This is a genomic window from Sphingomonas rosea, assembly GCF_039538065.1.
Classification (GTDB): Bacteria; Pseudomonadota; Alphaproteobacteria; order Sphingomonadales; family Sphingomonadaceae; genus Sphingomicrobium; species Sphingomicrobium rosea.
On record NZ_BAABBR010000001.1, the window covers coordinates 642,980 to 664,043 of the forward strand.

A 21,064-nucleotide genomic window follows, 5' to 3' on the forward strand; every position below is an offset into this window, starting at 1 on the left:
TGGCAAGCCCCGCCCCCTCCCCTAGCCAGAGCAGGCAATGCCTTCCTCGCACGACCACGATTTCCTCGGCGCCTCGCACGACCGCAACGCCCGGCGCACCCGGATCGTGCTGGGGCTGACCGCGATCACCACCGTCACCGAGATCGTCTTCGGGACGATCACCGGCTCGATGGCGCTGGTCGCCGATGGCTGGCACATGGCGACCGACAGCCTGTCGCTGGCGATCACCGCCTTTGCCTATTCCTACGCCAAGAAGCGCGCTGCCGATCCGCGGTTCAGCTGGGGCACCGGGAAAGTCGGCACGCTCGCCGCTTATTCCTCGGCGCTGGTTCTCCTCGCGGTCGGAATCGGGATCCTCGTCGAAAGCGTCTCGCGCCTGCTCAATCCGGTCACGGTCGAATATCGCGAGGCGCTGATCGTCGCCGCGGTCGGCCTTGCGATCAACCTCGCCTGCGCGGCCATCCTCGGTCACGGCGGCCACGACCATGCCCACGGCGGTGACCACGATCACGATCACGGCCATCCCCACGACGACCTCAACCTGCGCTCGGCCTATCTCCATGTCCTCGCCGACGCGGTGACCAGCCTCACCGCCATCGTCGCGCTCGCCGCCGCATGGCAGTTCGGAATCCGCTGGCTCGACGCCGCGGTCGGGATCCTCGGCGCCGTGATCATCGTCCGCTGGAGCGTGATCCTCGTCGGCCAGACCAGCCGGATCCTTCTCGACCATGTCCCCGACGAGCAGCTCTCGGCCGAGATGCGCGCCAAGCTCGAGGAAGGTGGCACCATTGCGGTCGTCGACTGGCACCTGTGGACCATCGGTCCCAACCGCTATGCCGTGATCGTCTCGGCCACCGGGACAACGCCGTCCGAGGTCCGCCGCCGTCTCGGCGCCGACCCCCGTCTCGCCCACGTCACCGTGGAATGTTCGTGAAAAATCTCCGGCCCTATGCGGCCACCCTCGCCGTCGTCATCGCCGCTGCCGCTATCCTCTGGCTGATGGGGCGCCCGCCGACCTACAAGCACGGCCTCATCGAGCTGTGGGGTCCGGTGGGCCCCAAGCAGAGCCAGATGCTGTTCGACTGGTACACCGCCAGCCACATCGTCCACGGCTTCCTCTTCTACGGTCTGCTCCACCTCGTCGGACGGCCCAAGAAGATCGAGGACCGCCTGCTCCTCGCGACGATCGTCGAGGCCGCGTGGGAGCTGGTCGAGAATTCGCCGGTCATCATCAACCGCTACCGCGAGGCGACGATCGCGCTCGGCTATCGCGGCGATTCGATCCTCAATTCGGTCAGCGACATCGCCTGCATGATCCTCGGCTTCCTCCTCGCCCGCCGCCTGCCGGTGTGGGCGAGCGTGATGATCGTGCTCGTCCTCGAGCTCGTCCCGTTGGCGATCATCCGCGACAATCTGACCTTGAACGTGTGGATGCTGGTCCACCCGTCCGACGGGATCCGCGCCTGGCAGGCCGGCGCCTAGGGGCGCAGGTGGTCGAGGTGGCTGCGTTCGAGCGGCACCGCCACCGCCGCCACCCCGCGCAGTGCCGGCCGGTCGCCGCGCCTTGCATAACGGTCGTGCAGCGCCAGCGCCTGCCGGTGCACGTCGATCTGCTGCTGGCGATAGGTCGCGTCGAAGCTCGCTGATCCTTCCAGCGTCCGCATCATCGCCGCCTGCATCGGCATCATCCCGGCCGGAACCGCAATCCCCTGCTCGGCCGCCGCGCTCGCCAGCTGCGCGCTGGTATAGCCATGGTCGCGGATCATCAGCGTGGCATGGGCCCGCACCCACGGATCGCGGCTCCGCTGCAGCGCCAGCCGGCTGCTCTCGATCTCATAAGCGTCCGACGAGGCCGCAAGCCTGACATAATCCGCCGCGCGGTTCGACGTCGCGCCGGTGCCGACCGTCGCGCAGCCGCCTAAATTGATGAGGGCGAGGGCAAACAGCTTACGCATGGCAACAGGCTCCTTCGACACGAGCTCGCAGTGTCGCCAAACTGTGTCGGTCCGGCAAGTTCCCCTTAATCTCGAAGCCCCTAGCGGAACCGCACACCAATCACGGGATTGATCGACCCATGCGCATACTCCTCCCCGCCGCCGCCATCGCCGTCGCCGCGCTCGGCGCAGCCCCGGCCGCCGCCACCGAGGTCTTCGCCGGCGTCCATGCCCATGCGGTGAAGACCCCGCTCAGCCTCCAGGCCGGCCGCGAGGGCGGGACCGACCTCAGCGTCGGCATTCGCGGCAAGCGCATCGCGGGCACCCCGATCCAGCCCTATGTCTTCGGCTCGCTGAACACCTCAGGCGACACCAACTTCCTCGCCGCCGGGCTCTCGGCCAAGTTCGGCAACCGAGTCTATGTGCGCCCGGGTCTCGGCATCGCGATCCACGACGGCTCGGCGAGCAACTTCTCGGTCCCCGACCGGATCGCCTTCGGCAGCCGCGTCCTGTTCGAGCCAGAACTCGCGATCGGCACCCAGCTCAACGAGTGCGTCGGCATCGAGGCGAGCTGGGTCCACTTCAGCCACGCGCAGATCTTCGGACGCCAGAACCCGGGCATCGACAACATCGGCGCCCGCCTGACCTTCAAGCTCTAGAGCATTCGCCCCAGCGCATAACCGAGCGCCACCGCGCCCAGCGACAGGACCACCGAGCCGACCACATAGCCGGCCGCCACCAGCGGCTGGCCGCGCTCCCACAGGGTCAGCGCGTCGAGGCTGAAGGCCGAAAAGGTGGTGAAGCCGCCGAGCACGCCTGTCGTCAGGAACAACCGCACCTGCTGGCTTACGGGCGCGGACTCGGCGAACAGCCCCGCAAGCAGCCCCATCACCAGCGATCCGACGACGTTGACGGTCAGCGTCGCGACCGGAAAGCCGGTCCCGAACAGCGTCGCGCCGAGCCGGTTGGCGCCGTGCCGAAGCACCGCGCCCAGCCCGCCGCCGACAAAGACCAGCAGCGCGTTCAGGCGGTCGCTTCCTTCTGCTTGTCCTTCTTCGGCAGCGCGTGAAGCACCGCGACGATGATCCCGCCGACGACGATTCCGACGATCGCGCCGAACAAGGCGTTCAGCGCCCACGCCCAGAAGCCCTGCCAGAAGCCGATCGCCGCCGCGCCGCGCTCGGCCAGCGCGTGGGTCAGGTGCGGCAGCGCTTCGCCGATGTGCAGCACCTCCATTCCGTGGAGCAGGATCTGTCCGCCGACCCACAGCATCGCCGCGGTGCCGACCACCGACAGGGCTGCGAGAAGCTTCGGGACGCCGCGCACCAGCGCCCGGCCGAACCCCGCCGTCGCACCGCCGCGCTTGCAGATATGCAGCCCGATGTCGTCGAGCTTCACGATCAGCCCGACCGAACCATAGACGAGGAGGGTGATGGCAATGCCCACCACCGCCAGCACGATCGCCTCGAGCCACAGCGCGTCGAGTTCAAGCGCGGCGAGCGCGATGACCATGATCTCGGCCGAGAGGATGAAGTCGGTCCGGATCGCGCCCGCGACCTGCCTTTTCTCCAGTTCCTCGGGCTCGTCGCAGGCGAGCAGCGCCGCATCGTCATGCTTGGTGCCCGACAGTTTCTCCCACAGTTTCTCCGCGCCCTCGAAGCACAGATAGCTTCCGCCGAGCATCAGCAGCGGGGTGATGAAATCGAACCCCAGCCGCCCACCGAGCCAGCTCAGGAACAGCGCGACCGGCAGGATGATCAGCAGCTTGTTCTTGAGGCTGCCCACCGCGATCTTGCCGATGATCGGAAGCTCGCGCTCGGGGCTGAGCCCGGTGACGTAGCGCGGGGTCACCGCCGTATCGTCGATCACCACACCCGCGGCCTTCGATCCGGCCTTGCCCACCGCCGCGCCGATATCGTCCATGCTCGACGCGGCGAGCTTGGTCAGGGTGGCGACGTCGTCGAGCAGCGCGATCAATCCGGAGGGCAAGTCGTTCTTCCTTCTCTCGTCATCCCGGACCCGATCCGGGACTCCGCTTCCTGCCGATTGCCTGAAAGATTGCGGGACGCCGGGTCAAGCCCGCCATGACGGCCAAGGTTGCATCCCGGCGTCAACTAAAGCATCCCGCGCCCCCATGCTCGACCTCGCCTTCATCCGCCAGAACCGCGACGCGGTCGCCCTCGCCGCCGCGCAGAAGAACGTCGCGATCGACCTCGATACGCTCCTCGCGCTCGACGCCGAGGTGCGCGGGTCCAAGGCCGAGATCGATCGTCTCCGTGCCGAGCGCAACGCCATCTCCGCCGGCTTCAAGACTGCCGCGCCCGAGGAAAAGGCCGAGCTCGGCCGCCGCGCCAAGGAAGCCGGCGCCCGGGCCTCCGAGCTCGAGGCGGGCATGGCCGACAAGGAGCAGGCGCTGCGCGACATGCTCCTCAAGCTCCCCAACATTCCCTATGCGGGCGCCCCTATCGGACCCGACGAGAACAGCAACGTCGTCGTCCGCACCGAGGGCGCGCTTCCCGACTTCGGCTTCACCCCGCGCGACCATGTCGACCTCATCGAGATGAACGGCTGGGCGGACCTCAGCCGCATCGTCCAGGTCGCCGGAAGCCGCCAATATTGCCTCAAGGGCCGGCTCGCGATCCTCGAGACCGTGCTGATGAGCTGGGCGCTGCAGAAGATCGCCGCCGCCGGCTTCACCCCCATCACCGTCCCCGCACTGGTCCGCGAGGATGCCTTCGTCCGCCAGGGCCAGTTCCCCGGCCACCGCGAGGAAACCTACCAGCTCCCCAACGACGACCTGTGGCTCGCCGGCACCGCCGAAGTCGCGCTGACTTCGCTCCACACCGGCGAGATCCTCGACCTGTCCGCCGGCCCGGTCCTCTACGCCGGCTACTCGCCCTGCTTCCGCCGCGAAGCCGGCAGCGCCGGCCGCGACGTCCGCGGCCTCCTGCGCGTCCACCAGTTCGTCAAGGTCGAGCAATATGTGATCTGCGAGGCCGACGAGGCGGTCTCGGCCGAATGGCACGCGAAGCTCCTCGCGCTCGCCGAGGAACTGCTGACCGACCTCGAGATTCCCTATCAGGTGATCGAGACCTCGACCGGCGACATGGGCCTCGGCAAATATCGCATGAACGACATCGAGAGCTGGGTCCCCAGCCTCGGCAAATATCGCGAGACCCATAGCTGCTCGACCCTGCACGACTGGCAGGCCCGCCGTGCCAACCTCCGCTACCGCGACAGCGAGGGCAAGGTCCGCTTTGCCCACACCCTCAACAATACTGCGCTGGCCTCCCCCCGGATCCTCGTGCCCCTGCTTGAGAACCACCAGCAGGAGGACGGCCGCGTTCGCCTGCCCAAGGCGCTCCAGCCGCTGATGGGAGGGGAGTGGCTCTGAGCGATCCCGACACCAGGGCACCGCCGGGCTACCGGCGAGTGTCCGAGGCGATGAGCCTTGCGCCGCGCATCTTCCGCAGCTTCGGCCACCTCGGCCCGCGCGGTCCCGAGGACGGCCCGCCCGCCCTCGTCGTCCCCGGCTTCATCGCCACCGACCGGACTACGATGGAGCTTCGCCGTGCCTTCGCCGAGGCGGGCTTCCGCACCTATCCCTGGGCGCTCGGTGTCAATCGCGGCGCCCGCCCCGACACGCTCGACCGGCTGCAGCGCCGGCTCGACCAGATCGGCGGCGACCAGCCCGTTCTCCTCGTCGGCTGGAGTCTCGGCGGCCTGTTCGCCCGCGAGCTCGCCCGCGCCTGCCCCGAGCGCATCTCGGCGGTCGTGACCTTGGGCTCGCCCTTCTCCGGCGACCCCCGCGCCAACAATGTCTGGCGGCTCTACGAATGGGTCGCGGGCCACCCCGTCGACCGCCCGCCGCTTCCCCGCCTACCCGAGAAGCCGCCGGTCCCCGCGCTTGCCTTCTGGTCGCGCCGCGACGGGATCATTGCCCCGGCCTCGGCCCGCGGCGCCCCCGACGAGACCGACCGGGCGGTCGAACTCCGTTCCAATCACATGGGGTTCGGCGTCTCGCGGCCGATCACGCGGCAGGTCGCCGTCGAAACCCGCCGCTTTCTCGAAGAGCGGGGGCTTCCCCGGCCCTAGGCCTGCTTGACCGGGATCACCGCGAGCGTGATCCGCGACAGGCAGACCAGCTTGCCGCGTTCGTCGGAGATCCGGATCGTCCACACCTGCGTCGTCCGGCCGATCGCCTCGGCGGTCGCCCGCGCGGTCACGATCCCGTCGCGCACCGGACGGATGTGATTGGCGTTGATCTCGAGCCCGACCGTCGCCTTCTCCGCCGGATCGACCGTCATGAAGCCCGCGACCGAGGCCACCGTCTCGGCCAGTGCCACGCTCGCCCCGCCGTGGAGCCGCCCGAACGGCTGGTGCGTGCGCCGGTCGACCGGCATGGTCGCCTCGAGCCAGTCGTCGCCCCGCGCGGTGATCCGGATCCCGATATGGCCGGGCATGCTGTTGTCGCCGAAGCGGCTCGAGGCGTCGGGGTCGAAGGCGTCGCTATGCCAGATGCTCATGGATGATGGACTAGGCACAAGCGCCGCTCACGGCAACGGCCCCTCGAGCGCCGCCACCACCGAGTGCATGTCGTCCGCCACGAGGTAGAGCGGCTGCATCGCGTCGTGCCGGTAGGGCGTCGCGACCGCGCTCTCCGGCGTGAACGGCCGCCGCTCGATCGTCGGATCGTGCAGGCTCTTGGCCGCCTCGCCGAAGCTCGACGCCAGCCCCGCGCCGAGGATCCGGACCGCGCCGCCCTCGCGCACCAGCCCGAACTCGATCGTGTGCCAGTAGAGCCGCGCGACCTTGTCGCCCGCGCCCGCGGCAATCGCCGCCACCCCCGTCTCGCCGAACCGCTGCATCGCGTCGGCGACACCCTTGTCCGCCAGCATCGGGACATGCCCGTAGATGTCGTGGAAGCAATCGGGCTCCTCGAGATAGTCGAGCTGCGCCCGGGTCCGGATGAAGTTGCCGACCGGGAACACGCGCGCCGCGAGCATCGCGAAAAAGGCCTCGTCGGGCACCAGCCCCGCCACCGCCACGCAGCGCCACCCGGTCAAAGGCAGCAGCCGCTCGTTGAGCGCGCCGAGCTCGGGGATCCCGCCATCGCCGAGGCCGAGCTTCGCCAGCCCGTCGAAAAAGCGATCGACGATCAGCCCGTCCAGCAGCGCCGTCTGCCGCGCGTACAGGATGTCCCACGTCGCATGCTCGTCGGCGGTAAAGACCGCCCAGCCCTGGTCGACCACCCACGCCGACCAGCCCGGTCGCCCGCCGCCACTCTCCTGAAATTCCTGGAACATCTTTGTCTCCAAACACAAAAAACCCCGCCGGACCGTGGGCCTGGCGGGGTGGTGAACTCGGTGCGTTTTATGCGCGCGTCAGCTCATCCCCACCGTGGCGGGATAATAATAAGCAGCGCTGGCAACGCGGATCGTCATGACCGCAGCTTAACGCACGAAGCGGCTGAACGGAAGCTGGCCCTTCCATTCAGGCGCGCAATTCCCACCTCACCGGCATGACCGAGCCGACCGACTTCCACGTTCACCTCTATTTCGATGCCGACGAGGTCGATCTCGCCCGCGCGGTCGCCGCCGACATCGCCGGCCGCTTCGGCACCGCCACCGGCCACTTCCACACCCGCCCTGTCGGCCCCCACCCGCGTGGCTCGGTCCAGCTGACCGTCGCGCCCGAGCGGTTCGGCGCGCTCGCCGCCTGGCTGCCGATGCATCGCCGCGGCCTCACCGTTTTCGCGCATCCTTCGACCGGCGACGACCGTTCGGACCACACAAGCCACGTCATCTGGTTCGGCCCGTCCGAGCCGCTCAAGACCGACATGTTCACCTGAAAGGAACAAGACCCATGACCCAAGAAGGCAAGCGCATCGCCAAATACGCCGCCGTTGGCGCGATCGTCGCCATCCCCCTGCCGATCGTCGGACCGATCATCGGCGGCATCGTCGGCGCGGTGATGGGCGCCAACAAGAACAAGAAGCTGACCGGCCGCCCCTACTGATCCGCGATAGCGTCGATCGCCGCGGCCAGCCGATGGTCGCGGTCGGTCACGCCGTCCGCGTCATGGCTCGTCAACCGGAAGTCGACCCGGTTCCAGACACTTGTGAATTCGGGATGGTGGTCGACCTTCTCGGCATGCAGCGCGACCCGCGTGAGGAAGCCGAACGCCTCGCTGAAGTCGGCGAAGCGGAAGCTCTTCCACAGCGCGCCATCCCGTTCTTCCCAACCCATCACCTGTCTCCCGCCATCTTGAAACTCCGCCCGCCCAAGCGCAGGGGATAGGCCAAGAAGGAGACCTCCACCATGGCCACCACCACGCTCGAGCCCGCCACCGACAAGGGTCCGCTCGGCCTCGACAATCCGATGGGCACCGACGGCTTCGAATTCGTCGAATATGCCGCGCCCGAACCCAAGCTCCTGCGCGACCTGTTCGACAAATTGGGCTTCCCCGCCATCGCGCGCCACAAGACGCAGGACATCACGCTCCACCGCCAGGGCGACATCAACTTCCTGATCAACGCCCATGACGAGAGCCATGCGGCCGACTTCTCGAAGGAGCATGGGCCGAGCGCGGTCGCCATGGCCTTCCGGGTGAAGGACGCCGCCGCGGCCCACGCCCGCGCGCTGTCACTCGGCGCCACCGACGTCACGGCGAAGGGCCTCGGCTGGCCCGCGATCGAGGGCATTGGCGGGTCGCTCCTCTATCTCGTCGACCAATATGGCGCGCACGGCGACGCTTATGCCGCCAACTTCGACTATCTGCCCGGCTACGAGGACGCGATGGCCAAGGCCGCCAGCCACCTCGTCTACCTCGACCACCTCACCCACAACGTCCAGCGCGGCCGCATGGTCGTCTGGGCCGACTTCTACGAGAAGCTCTTCAACTTCCGCGAGATCCGCTACTTCGACATCGAGGGCAAGGTCACCGGCCTCTTCTCCAAGGCGATGACGAGCCCTTGCGGCAAGATCCGAATCCCGCTGAACGAGAGCCAGGACGACAAGAGCCAGATCGAGGAATTCCTCCGCGAATATAAGGGCGAGGGCATCCAGCACATCGCGCTCGGCACCGACGACATCTATGCCAGCGTAGACATCCTCTCGGCCCGCGGCATCCCCTTCCAGGACACGATCGACACCTATTACGACCTGCTCGACGAGCGCGTGAAGGGTCACGGCGAGCCCCTCGACGAGCTCAAGAAGCGCAAGATCCTCGTCGACGGCGCGCCGACCGAAGGCCAGGGCCTGCTGCTCCAGATCTTCACCCAGAACGTCATCGGCCCGATCTTCTACGAGCTCATCCAGCGCAAGGGGAACGAGGGCTTCGGCGAGGGCAATTTCAAGGCGCTGTTCGAGAGCATCGAACTCGACCAGATCCGCCGCGGCGTGATCTGATTACCGTCACCCCGGGCTTGACCCGGGGTCTGCCTGCCTTCTCCGCATGCAGGAAGAAAAGGCGGGTCCCGGGTCAAGCCCGGGATGACACTCAACTTGAGGTTACGAATGATCGACGCCTTCATCTGCGACTACATCCGCACCCCGATCGGCCGCTACGGCGGCGCGCTGTCCCCGGTCCGCGCCGACGACCTTGCCGCCATCCCGGTCCGCGCGCTGAAGGACCGCAACGCGTCGGTCGACTGGGCCGCGCTCGACGACATCATCCTCGGCTGCGCCAACCAGGCGGGCGAGGACAATCGCAACCTCGCGCGGATGGCGGGTCTCCTCGCCGGTCTCCCCCAGGATAGCGGCGGCGTCACCCTCAATCGCCTGTGCGGCTCGGGCCTCGACGCGGTCGCCATGGCCGCGCGCACCATCCGCTCGGGCGAAGCCGACCTGATCATCGCCGGCGGGTCCGAGAGCATGAGCCGAGCGCCCTTCGTCATGCCCAAGGCGCAGTCCGCCTTCGACCGCAACGCCGAAATCTACGACACCACCATCGGCTGGCGCTTCGTCAATCCGAAGCTCCGTGACGCCTATGGCGACGACACCATGCCCTCGACCGCCGAGAACGTCGCCGACGACTTCAAGGTGAACCGCGAGGACCAGGACGCCTTTGCTCACCGCAGCCAGGAAAAGGCCGCCGCGGCGCAGGCCCATGGGCGCCTCGCCGCCGAGATCGTCCCTGTCGCCATCCCCGGCCGCAAGGGCGAGGTGACGACGGTCGACAAGGACGAGCATCCCCGCCTCACCGGCCTCGACAAGCTCGCGGCGCTGAAGCCCATCGTCCGCAAGGACGGCACCGTCACCGCCGGCAATGCGTCGGGGGTCAACGACGGCGCCGCCGCCTTGCTGATCGCGTCGGAAGACGCCGCGAAGCGATACGGCCTCACGCCCATCGCCCGCGTCCTCGGCACCGCAGTCGCGGGCGTCCCCCCGCGCATCATGGGCATCGGCCCCGCACCGGCGACTACCAAGCTCCTCAAGCGCCTCGGTCTCACCCTCGACCAGCTCGACGTCATCGAGTTGAACGAAGCCTTCGCTGCCCAGGGCCTCGCCGTGCTGCGCGAACTCGGCCTTCCCGACGACGACGCGCGCGTGAACCCCAATGGCGGCGCGATCGCCCTCGGCCATCCCTTGGGCATGAGCGGTGCGCGCCTCGCGGGCACCGCCGCGCTCCAGCTTCGCCAGACCGGCGGCCGCTACGGCCTCGCCACCATGTGCATCGGCGTCGGCCAGGGCATCGCGATGGTCGTCGAACGCGTCTGATGCCGCCAGCGTCGACCGGGCAGGCGATCTGGGACGTCCTCGCCGACGTTCCCGATCCCGAGATTCCCGCCGTTTCGGTGGTGGAGCTCGGGATCGTCCGCGCTGTCTCGCCCGACAAGGTGACGATCACCCCGACCTATTCGGGCTGCCCCGCGACCCTCTTCATCGAGCAGTCGATCCGCGCCGCGCTCGATGCTGCCGGTTTTCGTTCGACCGCCATCGAGACCGTCATCGCGCCGCCGTGGACGACCGAGTGGATCACGCCCGAGGGCCGCGAAAAACTCCGCCGCTACGGCATCGCTCCGCCCGAGCCCTCGGGCGAGGTTGCCTGCCCCCAATGCGGCTCGTCAGCGGTCGAGGAAGTCAGCCGCTTCGGCTCGACCCCCTGCAAGAGCCAATGGCGTTGCCGCGACTGCCTCGAGCCATTCGACCGCTTCAAATGTCATTGAAGTGAGCTCCTTCCCGTAACGGGGGCACCACTCCGCGCAGCGAGGGGGTGAAGAAGCCACACGCAACCCCCTTGCAAAGTATGATTTCACCTGATCTAAGTACCGGAGCGGTTCGCTTTAGGTGTTTAGTAATAGAACCCGTAAACGCCGATTTCGACTCGCTTACCCTGGGACCTTCGAGACCTTTGCTGTGGCCGATTAACCACATTGGCCACGATTCAGCAGTTTCTGGTCGGCCAGCACCAGGGCCACCATCGCTTCCACCACCGGCGCCCCGCGGATCCCGACGCAGGGGTCGTGCCGCCCGCCGATGCCGATGCTGCTGGTCGGCTTGAACGCGACTCGGAGCCGGATCGGCTGCCCGGTCGAGATGCCGCCGTCGATCCCGCTGGCCTGCATCGCGGCAAGGCTTTCCCGGCCCCGTGCCCGGCCCGCCGCGAAGCCCTCGCCGATCTCGACGCCCTTGACCGCATTGATCCCCATGCACGCCGCGGCCAGCTCGGCGTCGAGCTTGGCATAGATGGGCGCCCCCCACCCCGCCGGCACGCCCTCGGCGGTCGCTTCGATGATTGCCCCGAGGCTGTCCTGGTTGCCCCGCGCCGCGTCAAGCAGCGCGTCCCATGCGCCCGCATCCGCCTCGCCACCGATCTCCGCCACGCGGGCCGTGATCGTCACCTCGGGGATCACCAGCCGCGCCACCGCGCCGGCCGCGACCCGCATCGCGGTCTCCCGGGCACTCGCCCGGCCACCACCGCGCGGATCACGGAAGCCATATTTGGCGTCATAGGCCGCATCGGCATGGCCCGGCCGCGGCGGCAGGCCGGCATAATCCTTCGAACGCGCGTCGACATTCTCGATGGTCATCGCGATCGGCGTGCCGGTCGTCCGTCCCTCATACACCCCCGACAGGATCCGCACCCGGTCGGGCTCCTGCCGCGGTGAGACGTTACGCCCCGTTCCCGGCCGCCGCGCGTCGAGGAAGCCCTGCACATGGTCTTCGCCCAGCGCGATGCCCGGCGGACAGCCGTCGACCACCACCCCGATCGCCGGCCCATGGCTCTCGCCCCAGGTGGTGAAGCGGAACAATCGCCCGAAGCTGTTCCAGCTCATGCCACTTCCTCGATCCTGGCGCCGATCCCCCGCATCGCCTCGCGGAAGGTCGGAAAGCTGGTGGCGATCATTTCGGCCGCGTCGACGGTAACTGGCTGCTCGGCCGCGAGTCCCAGCACGAGGTGGCTCATCGCGATCCGGTGATCCCCCTCGGTTCGCACACTGGCCCCGCCGCGGATCGAACCACCACGCACCACCAGCGCGTCGCCGTCGGCGAAGGCGTCGACCCCGCAGGCGGCCAGCCCCTCGGCCATCAGCGCCAGCCGGTCGCTCTCCTTGTGGCGGAGCTCGTCCAATCCCTCGATCCGGGTCTCGCCCCGCGCTCCCGCCGCGACCACCGCGAGGATGGGGATCTCGTCGACCATCGAAGGGATCTCCTCGGCCGTGAACTCGGCGCCAAAGAGCGGGCCGAAGCGGACCCGGACGTCGCCGATCGTCTCGCCGCCACGCCCGCGGATGTTGCTCATCGCAAGGTCCGCGCCCATCCGCTGGAGCGCCATCACGAAGCCCGAACGATGCGGGTTCAAAAGCACGTCGGTGACCATGACCTCGCTCCCCGGCACGATCGCCGCCGCGCCGAGCGCAAAGGCTGCCGAGGACGGATCGCCGGCGATCTCGACCAGCCGGCCGGTCAGCCCCCGCCGCGCGCCGAGGCGGACGACATCGCCGTCGCGTTCGAGCTCGGCCCCGAACTCGCCGAGCATGATCTCGCTATGGTCGCGGCTCGGGACGGGCTCGGCGACCTCGACCGGCTGGTCGATGCCAAGCCCCGCAAGCAGCACCGCCGACTTGACCTGCGCGCTCGCTGGCACGTTCAAGTGACGGATCCCGTGCGTCACCCCGCCGGTCAGCGTCAGCGGCAGCGTGTCGCCGCCCTCGAAGGTCGCCCCCATCGCCTCGAGCGGCGCCTTGACCCGCCGCATCGGACGCTTGCTCAAGCTTGCGTCGCCGGTGAAGGTCGCCCTCACCCCGCGGCCCGCCGCCGCGCCGAGCAGAAGCCGGACGCCGGTCCCGCTGTTGCCGCAGTCGATCGGCTCGTTCGGGCTGGTCCAGTCGCCGCCGAGCACACGCCAGCGGCCCGGCCCGAACTGCTCAACCCGGACCCCGAAGGCGCGCAGTGCCGCCGCGGTCGCGAGCACGTCCTCGCTTTCGAGCAGCCCCGCGATCACCGTCTCGCCCCTCGCAAGCGCGCCGAGAATCAGCGCCCGGTGCGACAGGCTCTTGTCGCCGGGAACGACGAAGCGGCCGCTCAGAGGGCCGGCTGAGGTGGCGCGCAGTTTCAGGCCGCGTCTCGCTGCTCGATGGCGGCGGCGAAGGCTCCGACCACGGCGAGCGCCTGGCGCGGGTTGAGCCGCGGATCGCAGGCGCTGGTCCAGCCAGCGCCCTCGAGGCCGCCGGTGCATTCGGCGACGTCCTCGGGGGTCATCTCGAGGTGGAGGCCGCCCGGATGCACGCCTTCGCTCCGGGCGATGGCGACAAAGGCCGCGACCTCGCGCAGGATGGTCTCGAGGCGCCGGATCTTGCGCGGACCGCCGCGTTCGGTGTTTCCGTGAAGCGGGTCGCTGACCCACAGCGGCTGGCGCCCTGCCAAGCGGAGCGCGCGCATCAGCCCGGGCAGGCGGTCGCCGATCGCGGCGCCCATCCGGACGATCAATGTCAGTCGGCCCCCCCGATGATCGGGATCGAGCCGGTCGCACAGCCGCAGCAATTCGTCGGCGCCAATGTCGCCGAGCTTGACCCCGAGCGGGTTGGCGATGCCGGCGGCAAAGGCGAGATGCGCGCCATCGATCTGCCGGGTCCGGTCGCCGATCCACAGCATGTGGCCCGACCCGCTCCACCAGCGGCCATCCAGCCCCTCCCTGACCAGCGCCTCCTCGTAGGGCAGAAGCAAGGCCTCGTGGCTGAGGAAGAGGCCATCGGGCACCCTCCGCGCCGTGTCCGCCGCATGCGCGTAGGCGGTACGCATCCGGGCGGGGTCGGGCGTGAGTGCATCACGGCTGTTGACGATCTCGCCGCGCCACACCTCGCCCTCGACCGTGCGTGGCTTGGCATATTGGCCGGCGAGGCGCGCGACCGGCACCGCCGGCAGCGGCAGCGCGTCGGACAGGCGGTCGAATAAGGCGACGAGCCCGGCGACGTCGGCGGGCGCGAAGGTCTCGGCGCAGTCACCCCCCTGAAGGAGCAGGGCCCGGCCGTCCGAAGCCTCGGCCAGCCGGCGCCGGAGCGCTTCGACCGCCTCGGGGGTCACGAGCGCGTCGGCACTCGCGAGGTCAGCCTCGACGGCAGCGAGGCCCTCGGCATCGGCATAGACCGGCTGCTGCGCCGCTGGGCGCGATCGCCAGAGAGCCGGATGCCAGACCTCGCCCATGATCAGGCGCCGAGGGCCTTGCCGAGCTCGACCTGGCCCTGCTCGAGACCCGAGGCGGGAATGGTCGCGGTGGCGGGATCGCCGATCTCGCCCAGCCGGTCGAGGATCGCCGAAGCGGCCTCGAGGTCGTCCATGCCCTTGATCGAAATGCCCTTGGTCAGCGTGACATGCGCCTGCTCGACGCCTTGGGCACCGGCAGCGAGGATCGTCCGGCTCGGCGCATGGTCGGCGACCAGCGCGAGGAGCGCCGGGCTGACATATTCGGGACCGAGCAGCTCGAGCGCCTGCGGCGGAAGCAGGTTCTCGGTCATCGCGGTGCGCGCGGTCGGCGCGAGGCAATTGACCTTGATGTTGTTCTTGGCGCCCTCGATCGACAGCGTCTGCATGAGGCCCACGAGCGCCATCTTGGCCGCGCCGTAATTGCTCTGGCCGAAATTGCCGTAGAGCCCGCTCGACGAGGTGGTCATGACGATGCGGCCGTAATTGCGCTCGCGCATCCCGTCCCACACCGCCTTGGTGCAGATGACGCTGCCCATGAGGTGGACGTCCATGACGAGCCGGAACTCGTCGAGGCTCATCTTGGCGAAGCTCTTGTCGCGCAGGATGCCGGCATTGTTGACGAGGATGTCGACGGCGCCGGCGTGCGCGACCATCTCGGCGACCGCGGCTTCGTCGGTCACGCTCGCGCCGAAGGCCTCGGCCTGTCCGCCGGCGGCCTCGATCTCCGCGACCACGGCCTCGGCGTTGCCAAGCGACTGGGGGATGTCGTTGACGATGACCCGGGCGCCGGCACGCGCAAGCAGCAGGGCATGGGTGCGGCCAAGGCCGCCTCCGGCGCCGGTGACGATGGCGGTGCGACCCTCAAGCGATACGGCCATGATGTTCCTCTTCGGTTTCGAGCAGGCTCGTAGCGCCCTTGAGGGCGGTGACAAGGCTGTCGAGCGCGACGCGGTCGGTCCCGCATTTGACCAGCGCCGAGCCCGCGATGACGCCTGCGGCACCGCTCCGGAGCGCTTCGCGGACCTGCTCGGGGGTCGAGATGCCGAAGCCGAGGATCGGCGGCGGCGCGCCCGCCCCGGCGAGGCCCTCGAACAAAGGCCCGTGATCGAGGGTTAGCTGCTCGCTCGTGCCCGTGACCCCGGCGCGGGCGACGCAATAAGTGTAGCCGCTCGACAGCGCAGCGATGCGGTCGAGCACGGGCGCGGGCGTGTTGGGCGCGGCGATCATCACGAGGTCGAGCCCGGCGGCCTTCGCCGCCTCACTGTAGCGCGGCGCTTCGAGGCTCGGGACGTCGGCGACGAGGATCGAGTCGGCGCCGGCCGCCGCCGCGTCCGCCATGAACTGTTCCCGGCCGCGGGCGTGGAGGATGTTGGCGTATGTAAGGATGCCGATCGGCACCGCCGGATGCCGGGCGCGGAAGTCGCGGATGAGGGCGAAGCTGTCGTCGACCCGCATGCCCGAGCGCAATGCGCGTTCCGAGGCGGCTTGGATGACCGGGCCGTCGGCGACGGGATCGCTGAAGGGAATACCGACCTCGATCATGTCGGCGCCGGCTTCGACCAATGTGTCGAGGAGGCCGGCGCTGGTCACCTTGTCGGGGTCGCCGAGCATGAGAAAGGCCCCGAACGCACCTTCGCCCTTCTGCTTCAGGCGGGCGAACATCTCGTCATAGCGGCTCATTGCGCGTCGCCCTTCAGCAGCTTGACCGCGCTCGCCATGTCCTTGTCGCCGCGGCCCGAGAGATTGAGGACGATGACGGTTTCGCGCTCGGCCTCGCGCGCCATCTTGAGGGCGTATGCGATGGCGTGGGCGCTTTCGAAGGCGGGGATGATGCCTTCGGAGCGGGACAGCGCCTGGAAAGCGGCGAGCGCATCCTCGTCGGTCACCCCGACATAGTCGGCGCGGCCGATGTCACGCAGATAGGCGTGCTCGGGGCCGACACCTGGATAGTCGAGCCCGGCCGACATCGACCAGGTATCGGCGATCTGCCCGTCGCGATCCTGGAGCAGCAGGGTCTCGGTTCCGTGGAGAATGCCCGGCGTCCCCTTGAGGATGGTCGCGCCATGCTCGTGGCCGTGAAGACCCTTGCCCGCCGCCTCGCAGCCGACGAGCCGGACGCTGTCATCCTCGAGGAAGTCGGCGAACATGCCGATCGCATTCGATCCACCGCCGACGCAGGCGAGGACCGCGTCGGGCAAGCGGCCCTCGACCTCGAGCACCTGCGCGCGCGCTTCCTTGCCGATCACCCGCTGGAACTGGCGGACCATGGTCGGGAAGGGGTGCGGGCCGGCCGCAGTGCCGAGCAGATAATGGGTATTGGCGAAGCTCGCGGTCCAGTCGCGGAGCGCTTCGTTGACGGCATCCTTGAGGGTCCGGTCGCCGGCAGTGACGGGGATGACCTTCGCCCCCATCAGCTCCATCCGGAAGACGTTCAATTGTTGCCGTGCGACGTCGTCGGCGCCCATGTAGATTTCGGTCTCGAGACCGAACAACGCCCCGGCGAGCGCGGTCGCGACGCCGTGCTGGCCGGCGCCGGTCTCGGCGATGAGGCGCGTCTTGCCCATGCGCTTAGCGAGGAGGGCCTGGCCGAGCACCTGGTTGGTCTTGTGCGCGCCGCCGTGGAGCAGGTCCTCGCGCTTGAGGTAAATGCGCGCGGGCGTGTCGGCGCCGAGATTGCGGCAGCGGGTCAGCGGGGTCGGACGGCCGGCATAAGTGGCGAGGAGATGGTCGAGCTCGACGCGGAAGCCCGCATCGGCCTCGGCTTCGAGGAAAGCGCCTTCGAGTTGCTCCAGTGCCGGGACCAGAATCTCGGGCACGAAGCATCCGCCGAAGCGGCCAAAACGTCCGTCATGCTTCATTTGTCTGACTCCGGTCGGGGAGGCGAAGCGCGTCGAATAGCGCCCGCACTTTGTGATGATCCTTGATTCCCCGCGCGCTTTCGAGACGCGAGCTGGCATCGAGGCCGTAGACGCCGGTGGCTTGCGCCGCGCGCGCGTTGTCGGGACCGATGCCGCCGGCGAGGAAGGCACGGACCCTGTCGGGATGGGCGCGAACTGCGTCCCAGTCGCAGGGTTCGCCGGTGCCGCCGCCGGGGCTGTCGAAGACGAGGCGGTCGCCGCCGCGATCCGCAAAGCCGGCAGTCCAGATTTCGCCTTCGAAGCGGTCCCGGAGCCCCGCAACGTTGGCCGCGCTTTCATCGCCATGGAGCTGGACCGCAGTGAGGCCGAGCGCTTCGGCGGTGTCGGCGATCTCGTCGGCAGGTCGGTCGCGGAAGACGCCGACGGGCTTGAGGCCGGCCGTGCGGGCAGCGGCTGCGAGGGGTCGCGCCTGCTCGAGGGAGAGCGCGCGGGGCGTACCCGGAACCATGATGAGGCCGGCATGGGTCGCACCCGATGCAGCGGCGGCCTCGACGTCCTCGTCCCGGGTCAGCCCGCAGATCTTCACCCGCCCGAAGACCAGCGCCCGCGCCGCCTCGTGAACATCGTCGGCCGCCATCAGCGAGGAGCCGACGAGGAAGGCGTTGGCATGGCTGCCGAGCCGCTCGACGTCAGCGCGCGTCGCCACGCCTGATTCGCTCACCAGAGTGACGCCGTCCGGCACGAGCGCGGCGAGGCGCTCGGTCACCGCGAGATCGGTCTTCAGCGTCTTGAGGTCGCGGTTGTTGATCCCGACAAGGGTTGCGCCAAGGCCGAGCGCACGGGCGAGTTCGGCTTCGTCATGGACCTCGACCAGCACGTCCATGCCGAGCCGCTGCGCCTCAGCCATCACCGCCTTCGCCTCGTCGTCGTCGAGGACCGAGAGCATGCACAGCACCGCGTCAGCGCCGTGGCGGCGGGCCTCGCCGACCTGGGCCGCGACGACCACAAAGTCCTTGGCGATGATCGGGCCATCGAACCTGGCGCGAACCTCGTCGAGCGCAGCGAAGGAGCCGGCGAAATAGCGTTCGTCGGTCAGGACGCTGACTCCATCGGCGACCCCGGCATAAGCGGCGATGGCGCTGCCGACGTCGTGGCGCGAGCGATGCCCCGAGGGCGAGGCGCGCTTCACTTCCATGATGAAGCGGGCGCCTGGCCGGGCCAGCGCGGCGCGCATGCTGCGGGTGGTCGGCGCGACGCCGGCGGGATCGAAGTCGCGGAGACGCTCGGCGACCTCGCGGCGCTTGTGCGCGACTATCTCGGCAAGAACGCTCATGCGCGGCTCGCCGCGACGAAGGCGTCGAGGGTTCGTCCGGCCGCACCCGAGCGCAGCAGATCGAGGGCGTGGGCGACGCCATCGCGGAAGGAGGGAGCGCGACCCGCAGTCCAGAGCAAGGCACCCGCATTGAGCGCGACCGCCTGATTCTCGGCGTCCGATCCGCCGCCGTCGAGCAGAGCCCGCAAGCGCTGCGCATTTTCGGCCGGATCGCCGCCCTCGAGCGCATGAAGCGCGACCGGCTCGAAGCCGGCGTCCTCGGGCGACAGGGTCAGTTCCTCGAGTTCGCCGCCCGAGAGTCGGATGGCCCGGGTCTCACCGTGAAGCGCAACCTCGTCGAGGCCACTGCCATGGACCACCAGCGCCTGCTCGACGCCGAGCGCCTGGAGAACCTGCGCGATCCGGCGGAGCATGCGGACGTCGGCGACGCCGAGCAATTGAACCGGCGGACGGGCCGGGTTCACGCAAGGGCCCAGGAGGTTCATCACCGTTCGCACCGACAATTGGCGTCGGACGACGGCGGCGTGGCGCATGCCCGGGTGATAGGCCGGCGCAAACAGGAAGGTGAAGCCGGTCTCGTCGAGCACTGCGCGGGCCCGCGCCGGGCTGAGCTCGAGCTTTGCCCCGAGCGCTTCGAGGACGTCGGCCGACCCGCATTTGCTCGAGACCGAGCGATTGCCGTGCTTGGCGACCTTGAGGCCCGCTGCCGCCGCGACCAGCCCGGCCGCGGTCGAGACGTTGATCGTCCCCGACCCGTCGCCGCCGGTGCCGCAGCAATCGGCGAACTGCCCGTCCGGGCGCTCGAAGGGCGTGGCGGCGGCGAGGAGGGCCTGGGCTGCACCGATCATTTCCTCGGGCGTTTCGCCCTTCATTCGAAGCGCGATGAGCATCCCACCGATCTCTCCCGGCTCGAGCCGGCCGAGAACCAGCCGCTCGAACAGGTGCTGGCTATCCTCGGCACTGAGGTCCTCGCCCGCAAGCAGGCGCGGCAGGGGATTGGGTACGGGTCCGGTATCGACCGGCGGCGCGGGCGGGATGACGGCGGTATATTGGGCAGTGGGGCTCATGAAAATGCTTTCGGACATGAAAAAGCCCGCCTGATGAGGGCGGGCGGCTGTTCGCTTGGAAGGACGGTGACGACTTCAGTTCACCGCCAACGCCATCGCGCTGCCGCCACCATGTTCCGCCACTGATGCCACTGCTGGATCATGGCGGCCTTCTTTCCGGCACGCGCCATGCTTGTCAATGCCTTGGACGCACGCCACGACACGGCCGATGGACCATAGGATCACCATCGCGGGCGCGGGCAGCATCGGTTGTTTCGTCGGCGGGCTGGCCGCGCTCGGCGGCAACCGGGTGACCTTGCTCGGGCGGCCGACGCTGGTTGACACGGTGGCGACGAAGGGCCTGACCCTGACGAGCTTCGAAGGCTGCTCGGAGGCGATTTCGAGCAGCGACGTCGCGGTCACCGCCGACCCTCAGGCCGCCTTCGCCGACGCCAGCCTGATCCTCGTCACAGTCAAGAGCGGGCAGACCGAGGAAATGGGCCGCCTCATCGCGACACATGCGCCCGAGACGGCAGTGGTGGTCAGCCTTCAGAACGGGCTCGACAATGCAGCGCGGCTGCGGGCGGTGCTGCCCGGTCGCCGGATCCATGCCGGGATGGTGAGCTTCAACGTGCTCGGTCGCGGCGACGGGGTCTTCCATCGCGGGACCAGCGGGCCGGTGGTGATCGAGGACGTCGGCGGCGAGTGCCCGCTGTTCGTGGCGCCGCATCTCGATCTCGTCTGCCACCCGCGGATGGACGAGGTGCTGGCGGGCAAACTCCTCTACAACCTGAATAATGCGCTCAACGCCCTGTCGGGCCTGACGCTCGCCGAGCAGCTCGCCGACCGGCGCTGGCGCAAGCTCTTCGCCGCCGCGCAGGACGAGGCGCTGGCGGTGTTCCGGGCCGAGGGGCTCGCGCCGTGGAGCATGAGCAAGATTCCGGTGACACGGATGCCGCGCATGCTTCGGCTGCCGAATTTCCTGTTCCGGCAGGTGGCGAAGCGCGGGGTCCGGATCGACCGCACCGCGCGATCGTCGATGTGGGAGGATCTCGAACGGCGACGCCCGACCGAGATCGGCGACCTTCAGGGGGCGATCATCCGCCGGGGTGAAAAGCTCGGGATCGCGACCCCGGTCAATCGCGTCATCGCGGACGCCATCCGTGCCGCCGAACAGGCCGGCGCCGGCAGCCCCGGGCTCTCGCCGGACGTGCTGTTAAGTCGCGTCTCTTAACTCGGTCTCAAC

General features: G+C 69.0%; 24 protein-coding genes and 1 pseudogene. 11 read left to right on the forward strand and 14 right to left on the reverse strand.

All coding sequences use genetic code 11. The features are described from left to right. The first annotated feature begins 37 nt into the window (after positions 1 to 37). Positions 38 to 934 carry a CDF family Co(II)/Ni(II) efflux transporter DmeF gene (dmeF, locus tag ABD693_RS03105; protein WP_344695534.1) on the forward strand — a complete coding sequence of 299 codons (897 nt, stop codon included), beginning with the start codon at positions 38 to 40 and terminating at the stop codon, positions 932 to 934. Further along, positions 925 to 1,482 (forward strand): DUF2585 family protein, encoded by a 558-nt coding sequence (locus tag ABD693_RS03110; protein ID WP_425567244.1) that lies wholly within the window; start codon positions 925 to 927, stop codon positions 1,480 to 1,482. Before dmeF ends, ABD693_RS03110 begins: the two co-directional genes overlap by 10 nt. Here the strand turns inward: ABD693_RS03110 and ABD693_RS03115 are convergent. Further along, positions 1,479 to 1,955 carry a DUF4142 domain-containing protein gene (locus ABD693_RS03115; protein ID WP_344695537.1) on the reverse strand — a complete coding sequence of 159 codons (477 nt, stop codon included), beginning with the start codon at positions 1,953 to 1,955 and terminating at the stop codon, positions 1,479 to 1,481. The genes ABD693_RS03110 and ABD693_RS03115 overlap by 4 nt on opposite strands. Before the next feature lie 119 nt (positions 1,956 to 2,074). On the opposite strand from ABD693_RS03115, the gene ABD693_RS03120 reads away from it, so the two are divergent. Next, positions 2,075 to 2,593, forward strand: coding sequence for an acyloxyacyl hydrolase (locus ABD693_RS03120; RefSeq protein ID WP_344695538.1), 519 nt, complete (start codon positions 2,075 to 2,077; stop codon positions 2,591 to 2,593). On the opposite strand, the gene crcB is transcribed toward ABD693_RS03120, so the two are convergent. Together crcB and ABD693_RS03130 are read right to left on the reverse strand one after the other, a co-directional pair. Beyond that, complete coding sequence (gene crcB / locus ABD693_RS03125) at positions 2,590 to 2,961, reverse strand: fluoride efflux transporter CrcB (protein ID WP_344697559.1); 372 nt, start codon at positions 2,959 to 2,961, stop codon at positions 2,590 to 2,592. The two genes, ABD693_RS03120 and crcB, sit on opposite strands and share 4 nt — an antisense overlap. Beyond that, entirely contained in the window at positions 2,958 to 3,923 is a 966-nt protein-coding gene (locus ABD693_RS03130; protein ID WP_344695539.1) for a DUF808 domain-containing protein, read from the reverse strand. Before ABD693_RS03130 ends, crcB begins: the two co-directional genes overlap by 4 nt. Before the next feature lie 145 nt (positions 3,924 to 4,068). Between ABD693_RS03130 and serS the strand changes: the two genes are divergently transcribed. Both serS and ABD693_RS03140 read left to right on the forward strand, forming a co-directional pair. Then, on the forward strand, positions 4,069 to 5,328 hold the full coding sequence (gene serS, locus ABD693_RS03135; protein WP_344695540.1) for a serine--tRNA ligase: 1,260 nt from the start codon (positions 4,069 to 4,071) through the stop codon (positions 5,326 to 5,328). Beyond that, positions 5,319 to 6,029 (forward strand): alpha/beta fold hydrolase, encoded by a 711-nt coding sequence (locus ABD693_RS03140; protein WP_344695541.1) that lies wholly within the window; start codon positions 5,319 to 5,321, stop codon positions 6,027 to 6,029. The genes serS and ABD693_RS03140 overlap by 10 nt, the downstream gene beginning before the upstream one ends. Here ABD693_RS03140 and ABD693_RS03145 read toward each other — a convergent pair. After that, positions 6,026 to 6,460 carry a hotdog fold thioesterase gene (locus tag ABD693_RS03145; RefSeq protein WP_344695542.1) on the reverse strand — a complete coding sequence of 145 codons (435 nt, stop codon included), beginning with the start codon at positions 6,458 to 6,460 and terminating at the stop codon, positions 6,026 to 6,028. The genes ABD693_RS03140 and ABD693_RS03145 overlap by 4 nt on opposite strands. Positions 6,461 to 6,487: 27 nt before the next feature. Further along, positions 6,488 to 7,240, reverse strand: a complete 753-nt coding sequence (locus ABD693_RS03150; RefSeq protein ID WP_344695543.1) for a phenylalanine 4-monooxygenase — start codon at positions 7,238 to 7,240, stop codon at positions 6,488 to 6,490. Between the two features lie 215 nt (positions 7,241 to 7,455). Between ABD693_RS03150 and ABD693_RS03155 the strand changes: the two genes are divergently transcribed. After that, a complete protein-coding gene (locus tag ABD693_RS03155; protein WP_344695544.1) occupies positions 7,456 to 7,785 on the forward strand; it encodes a DOPA 4,5-dioxygenase family protein in 330 nt (109 codons plus the stop codon). A 14-nt stretch (positions 7,786 to 7,799) separates the two neighbouring features. Next, positions 7,800 to 7,952 (forward strand): hypothetical protein, encoded by a 153-nt coding sequence (locus ABD693_RS03160; protein WP_344695545.1) that lies wholly within the window; start codon positions 7,800 to 7,802, stop codon positions 7,950 to 7,952. Here ABD693_RS03160 and ABD693_RS03165 read toward each other — a convergent pair. Next, positions 7,946 to 8,218 (reverse strand): annotated as a pseudogene (locus ABD693_RS03165) (4a-hydroxytetrahydrobiopterin dehydratase); the annotation flags it as partial. The gene ABD693_RS03160 and the pseudogene ABD693_RS03165 overlap by 7 nt on opposite strands. Before the next feature lie 36 nt (positions 8,219 to 8,254). Here ABD693_RS03165 and hppD point away from each other — a divergent pair. The 3 genes from hppD to paaD all read left to right on the forward strand — a co-directional run bounded on the left by hppD (position 8,255) and on the right by paaD (position 11,103). Continuing rightward, positions 8,255 to 9,343, forward strand: a complete 1,089-nt coding sequence (hppD, locus tag ABD693_RS03170) for a 4-hydroxyphenylpyruvate dioxygenase (RefSeq protein ID WP_344695546.1) — start codon at positions 8,255 to 8,257, stop codon at positions 9,341 to 9,343. A gap of 108 nt (positions 9,344 to 9,451) precedes the next feature. Continuing rightward, the gene (pcaF, locus tag ABD693_RS03175; protein ID WP_344695547.1) at positions 9,452 to 10,654 is read left to right on the forward strand and encodes a 3-oxoadipyl-CoA thiolase; all 1,203 of its coding nucleotides are present in this window, start codon (positions 9,452 to 9,454) and stop codon (positions 10,652 to 10,654) included. After that, a complete protein-coding gene (gene paaD, locus ABD693_RS03180; RefSeq protein WP_344695548.1) occupies positions 10,654 to 11,103 on the forward strand; it encodes a 1,2-phenylacetyl-CoA epoxidase subunit PaaD in 450 nt (149 codons plus the stop codon). The genes pcaF and paaD overlap by 1 nt, the downstream gene beginning before the upstream one ends. Before the next feature lie 198 nt (positions 11,104 to 11,301). Here paaD and ABD693_RS03185 read toward each other — a convergent pair whose 3' ends face one another. Genes ABD693_RS03185 through trpD form a run of 8 tightly spaced genes read right to left on the reverse strand, consistent with a single transcriptional unit; the run spans position 11,302 to position 19,839 of the window. Continuing rightward, positions 11,302 to 12,213, reverse strand: a complete 912-nt coding sequence (locus ABD693_RS03185) for a chorismate synthase (protein ID WP_344695549.1) — start codon at positions 12,211 to 12,213, stop codon at positions 11,302 to 11,304. After that, the gene (gene aroA, locus ABD693_RS03190; RefSeq protein WP_425567288.1) at positions 12,210 to 13,589 is read right to left on the reverse strand and encodes a 3-phosphoshikimate 1-carboxyvinyltransferase; all 1,380 of its coding nucleotides are present in this window, start codon (positions 13,587 to 13,589) and stop codon (positions 12,210 to 12,212) included. Before aroA ends, ABD693_RS03185 begins: the two co-directional genes overlap by 4 nt. Beyond that, a complete protein-coding gene (locus ABD693_RS03195; protein WP_344695550.1) occupies positions 13,493 to 14,581 on the reverse strand; it encodes a 3-deoxy-7-phosphoheptulonate synthase in 1,089 nt (362 codons plus the stop codon). Before ABD693_RS03195 ends, aroA begins: the two co-directional genes overlap by 97 nt. A 2-nt stretch (positions 14,582 to 14,583) precedes the next feature. Continuing rightward, on the reverse strand, positions 14,584 to 15,459 hold the full coding sequence (locus ABD693_RS03200) for an SDR family NAD(P)-dependent oxidoreductase (protein ID WP_344695551.1): 876 nt from the start codon (positions 15,457 to 15,459) through the stop codon (positions 14,584 to 14,586). After that, positions 15,443 to 16,261, reverse strand: a complete 819-nt coding sequence (gene trpA / locus ABD693_RS03205) for a tryptophan synthase subunit alpha (RefSeq protein WP_344695552.1) — start codon at positions 16,259 to 16,261, stop codon at positions 15,443 to 15,445. The genes ABD693_RS03200 and trpA overlap by 17 nt, the downstream gene beginning before the upstream one ends. Continuing rightward, positions 16,258 to 17,439 carry a tryptophan synthase subunit beta gene (gene trpB, locus ABD693_RS03210; RefSeq protein WP_344695553.1) on the reverse strand — a complete coding sequence of 394 codons (1,182 nt, stop codon included), beginning with the start codon at positions 17,437 to 17,439 and terminating at the stop codon, positions 16,258 to 16,260. The genes trpA and trpB overlap by 4 nt, the downstream gene beginning before the upstream one ends. Further along, complete coding sequence (gene trpCF / locus ABD693_RS03215) at positions 17,429 to 18,772, reverse strand: bifunctional indole-3-glycerol-phosphate synthase TrpC/phosphoribosylanthranilate isomerase TrpF (RefSeq protein WP_344695554.1); 1,344 nt, start codon at positions 18,770 to 18,772, stop codon at positions 17,429 to 17,431. Before trpCF ends, trpB begins: the two co-directional genes overlap by 11 nt. After that, positions 18,769 to 19,839: an anthranilate phosphoribosyltransferase gene (trpD, locus tag ABD693_RS03220; protein WP_344695555.1), complete on the reverse strand. Its 1,071-nt coding sequence runs from the start codon at positions 19,837 to 19,839 to the stop codon at positions 18,769 to 18,771. The genes trpCF and trpD overlap by 4 nt, the downstream gene beginning before the upstream one ends. 208 nt (positions 19,840 to 20,047) lie before the next feature. On the opposite strand from trpD, the gene ABD693_RS03225 reads away from it, so the two are divergent. Beyond that, the gene (locus ABD693_RS03225) at positions 20,048 to 21,052 is read left to right on the forward strand and encodes a 2-dehydropantoate 2-reductase (RefSeq protein ID WP_344695557.1); all 1,005 of its coding nucleotides are present in this window, start codon (positions 20,048 to 20,050) and stop codon (positions 21,050 to 21,052) included. The last annotated feature ends 12 nt before the right edge of the window (positions 21,053 to 21,064 follow it).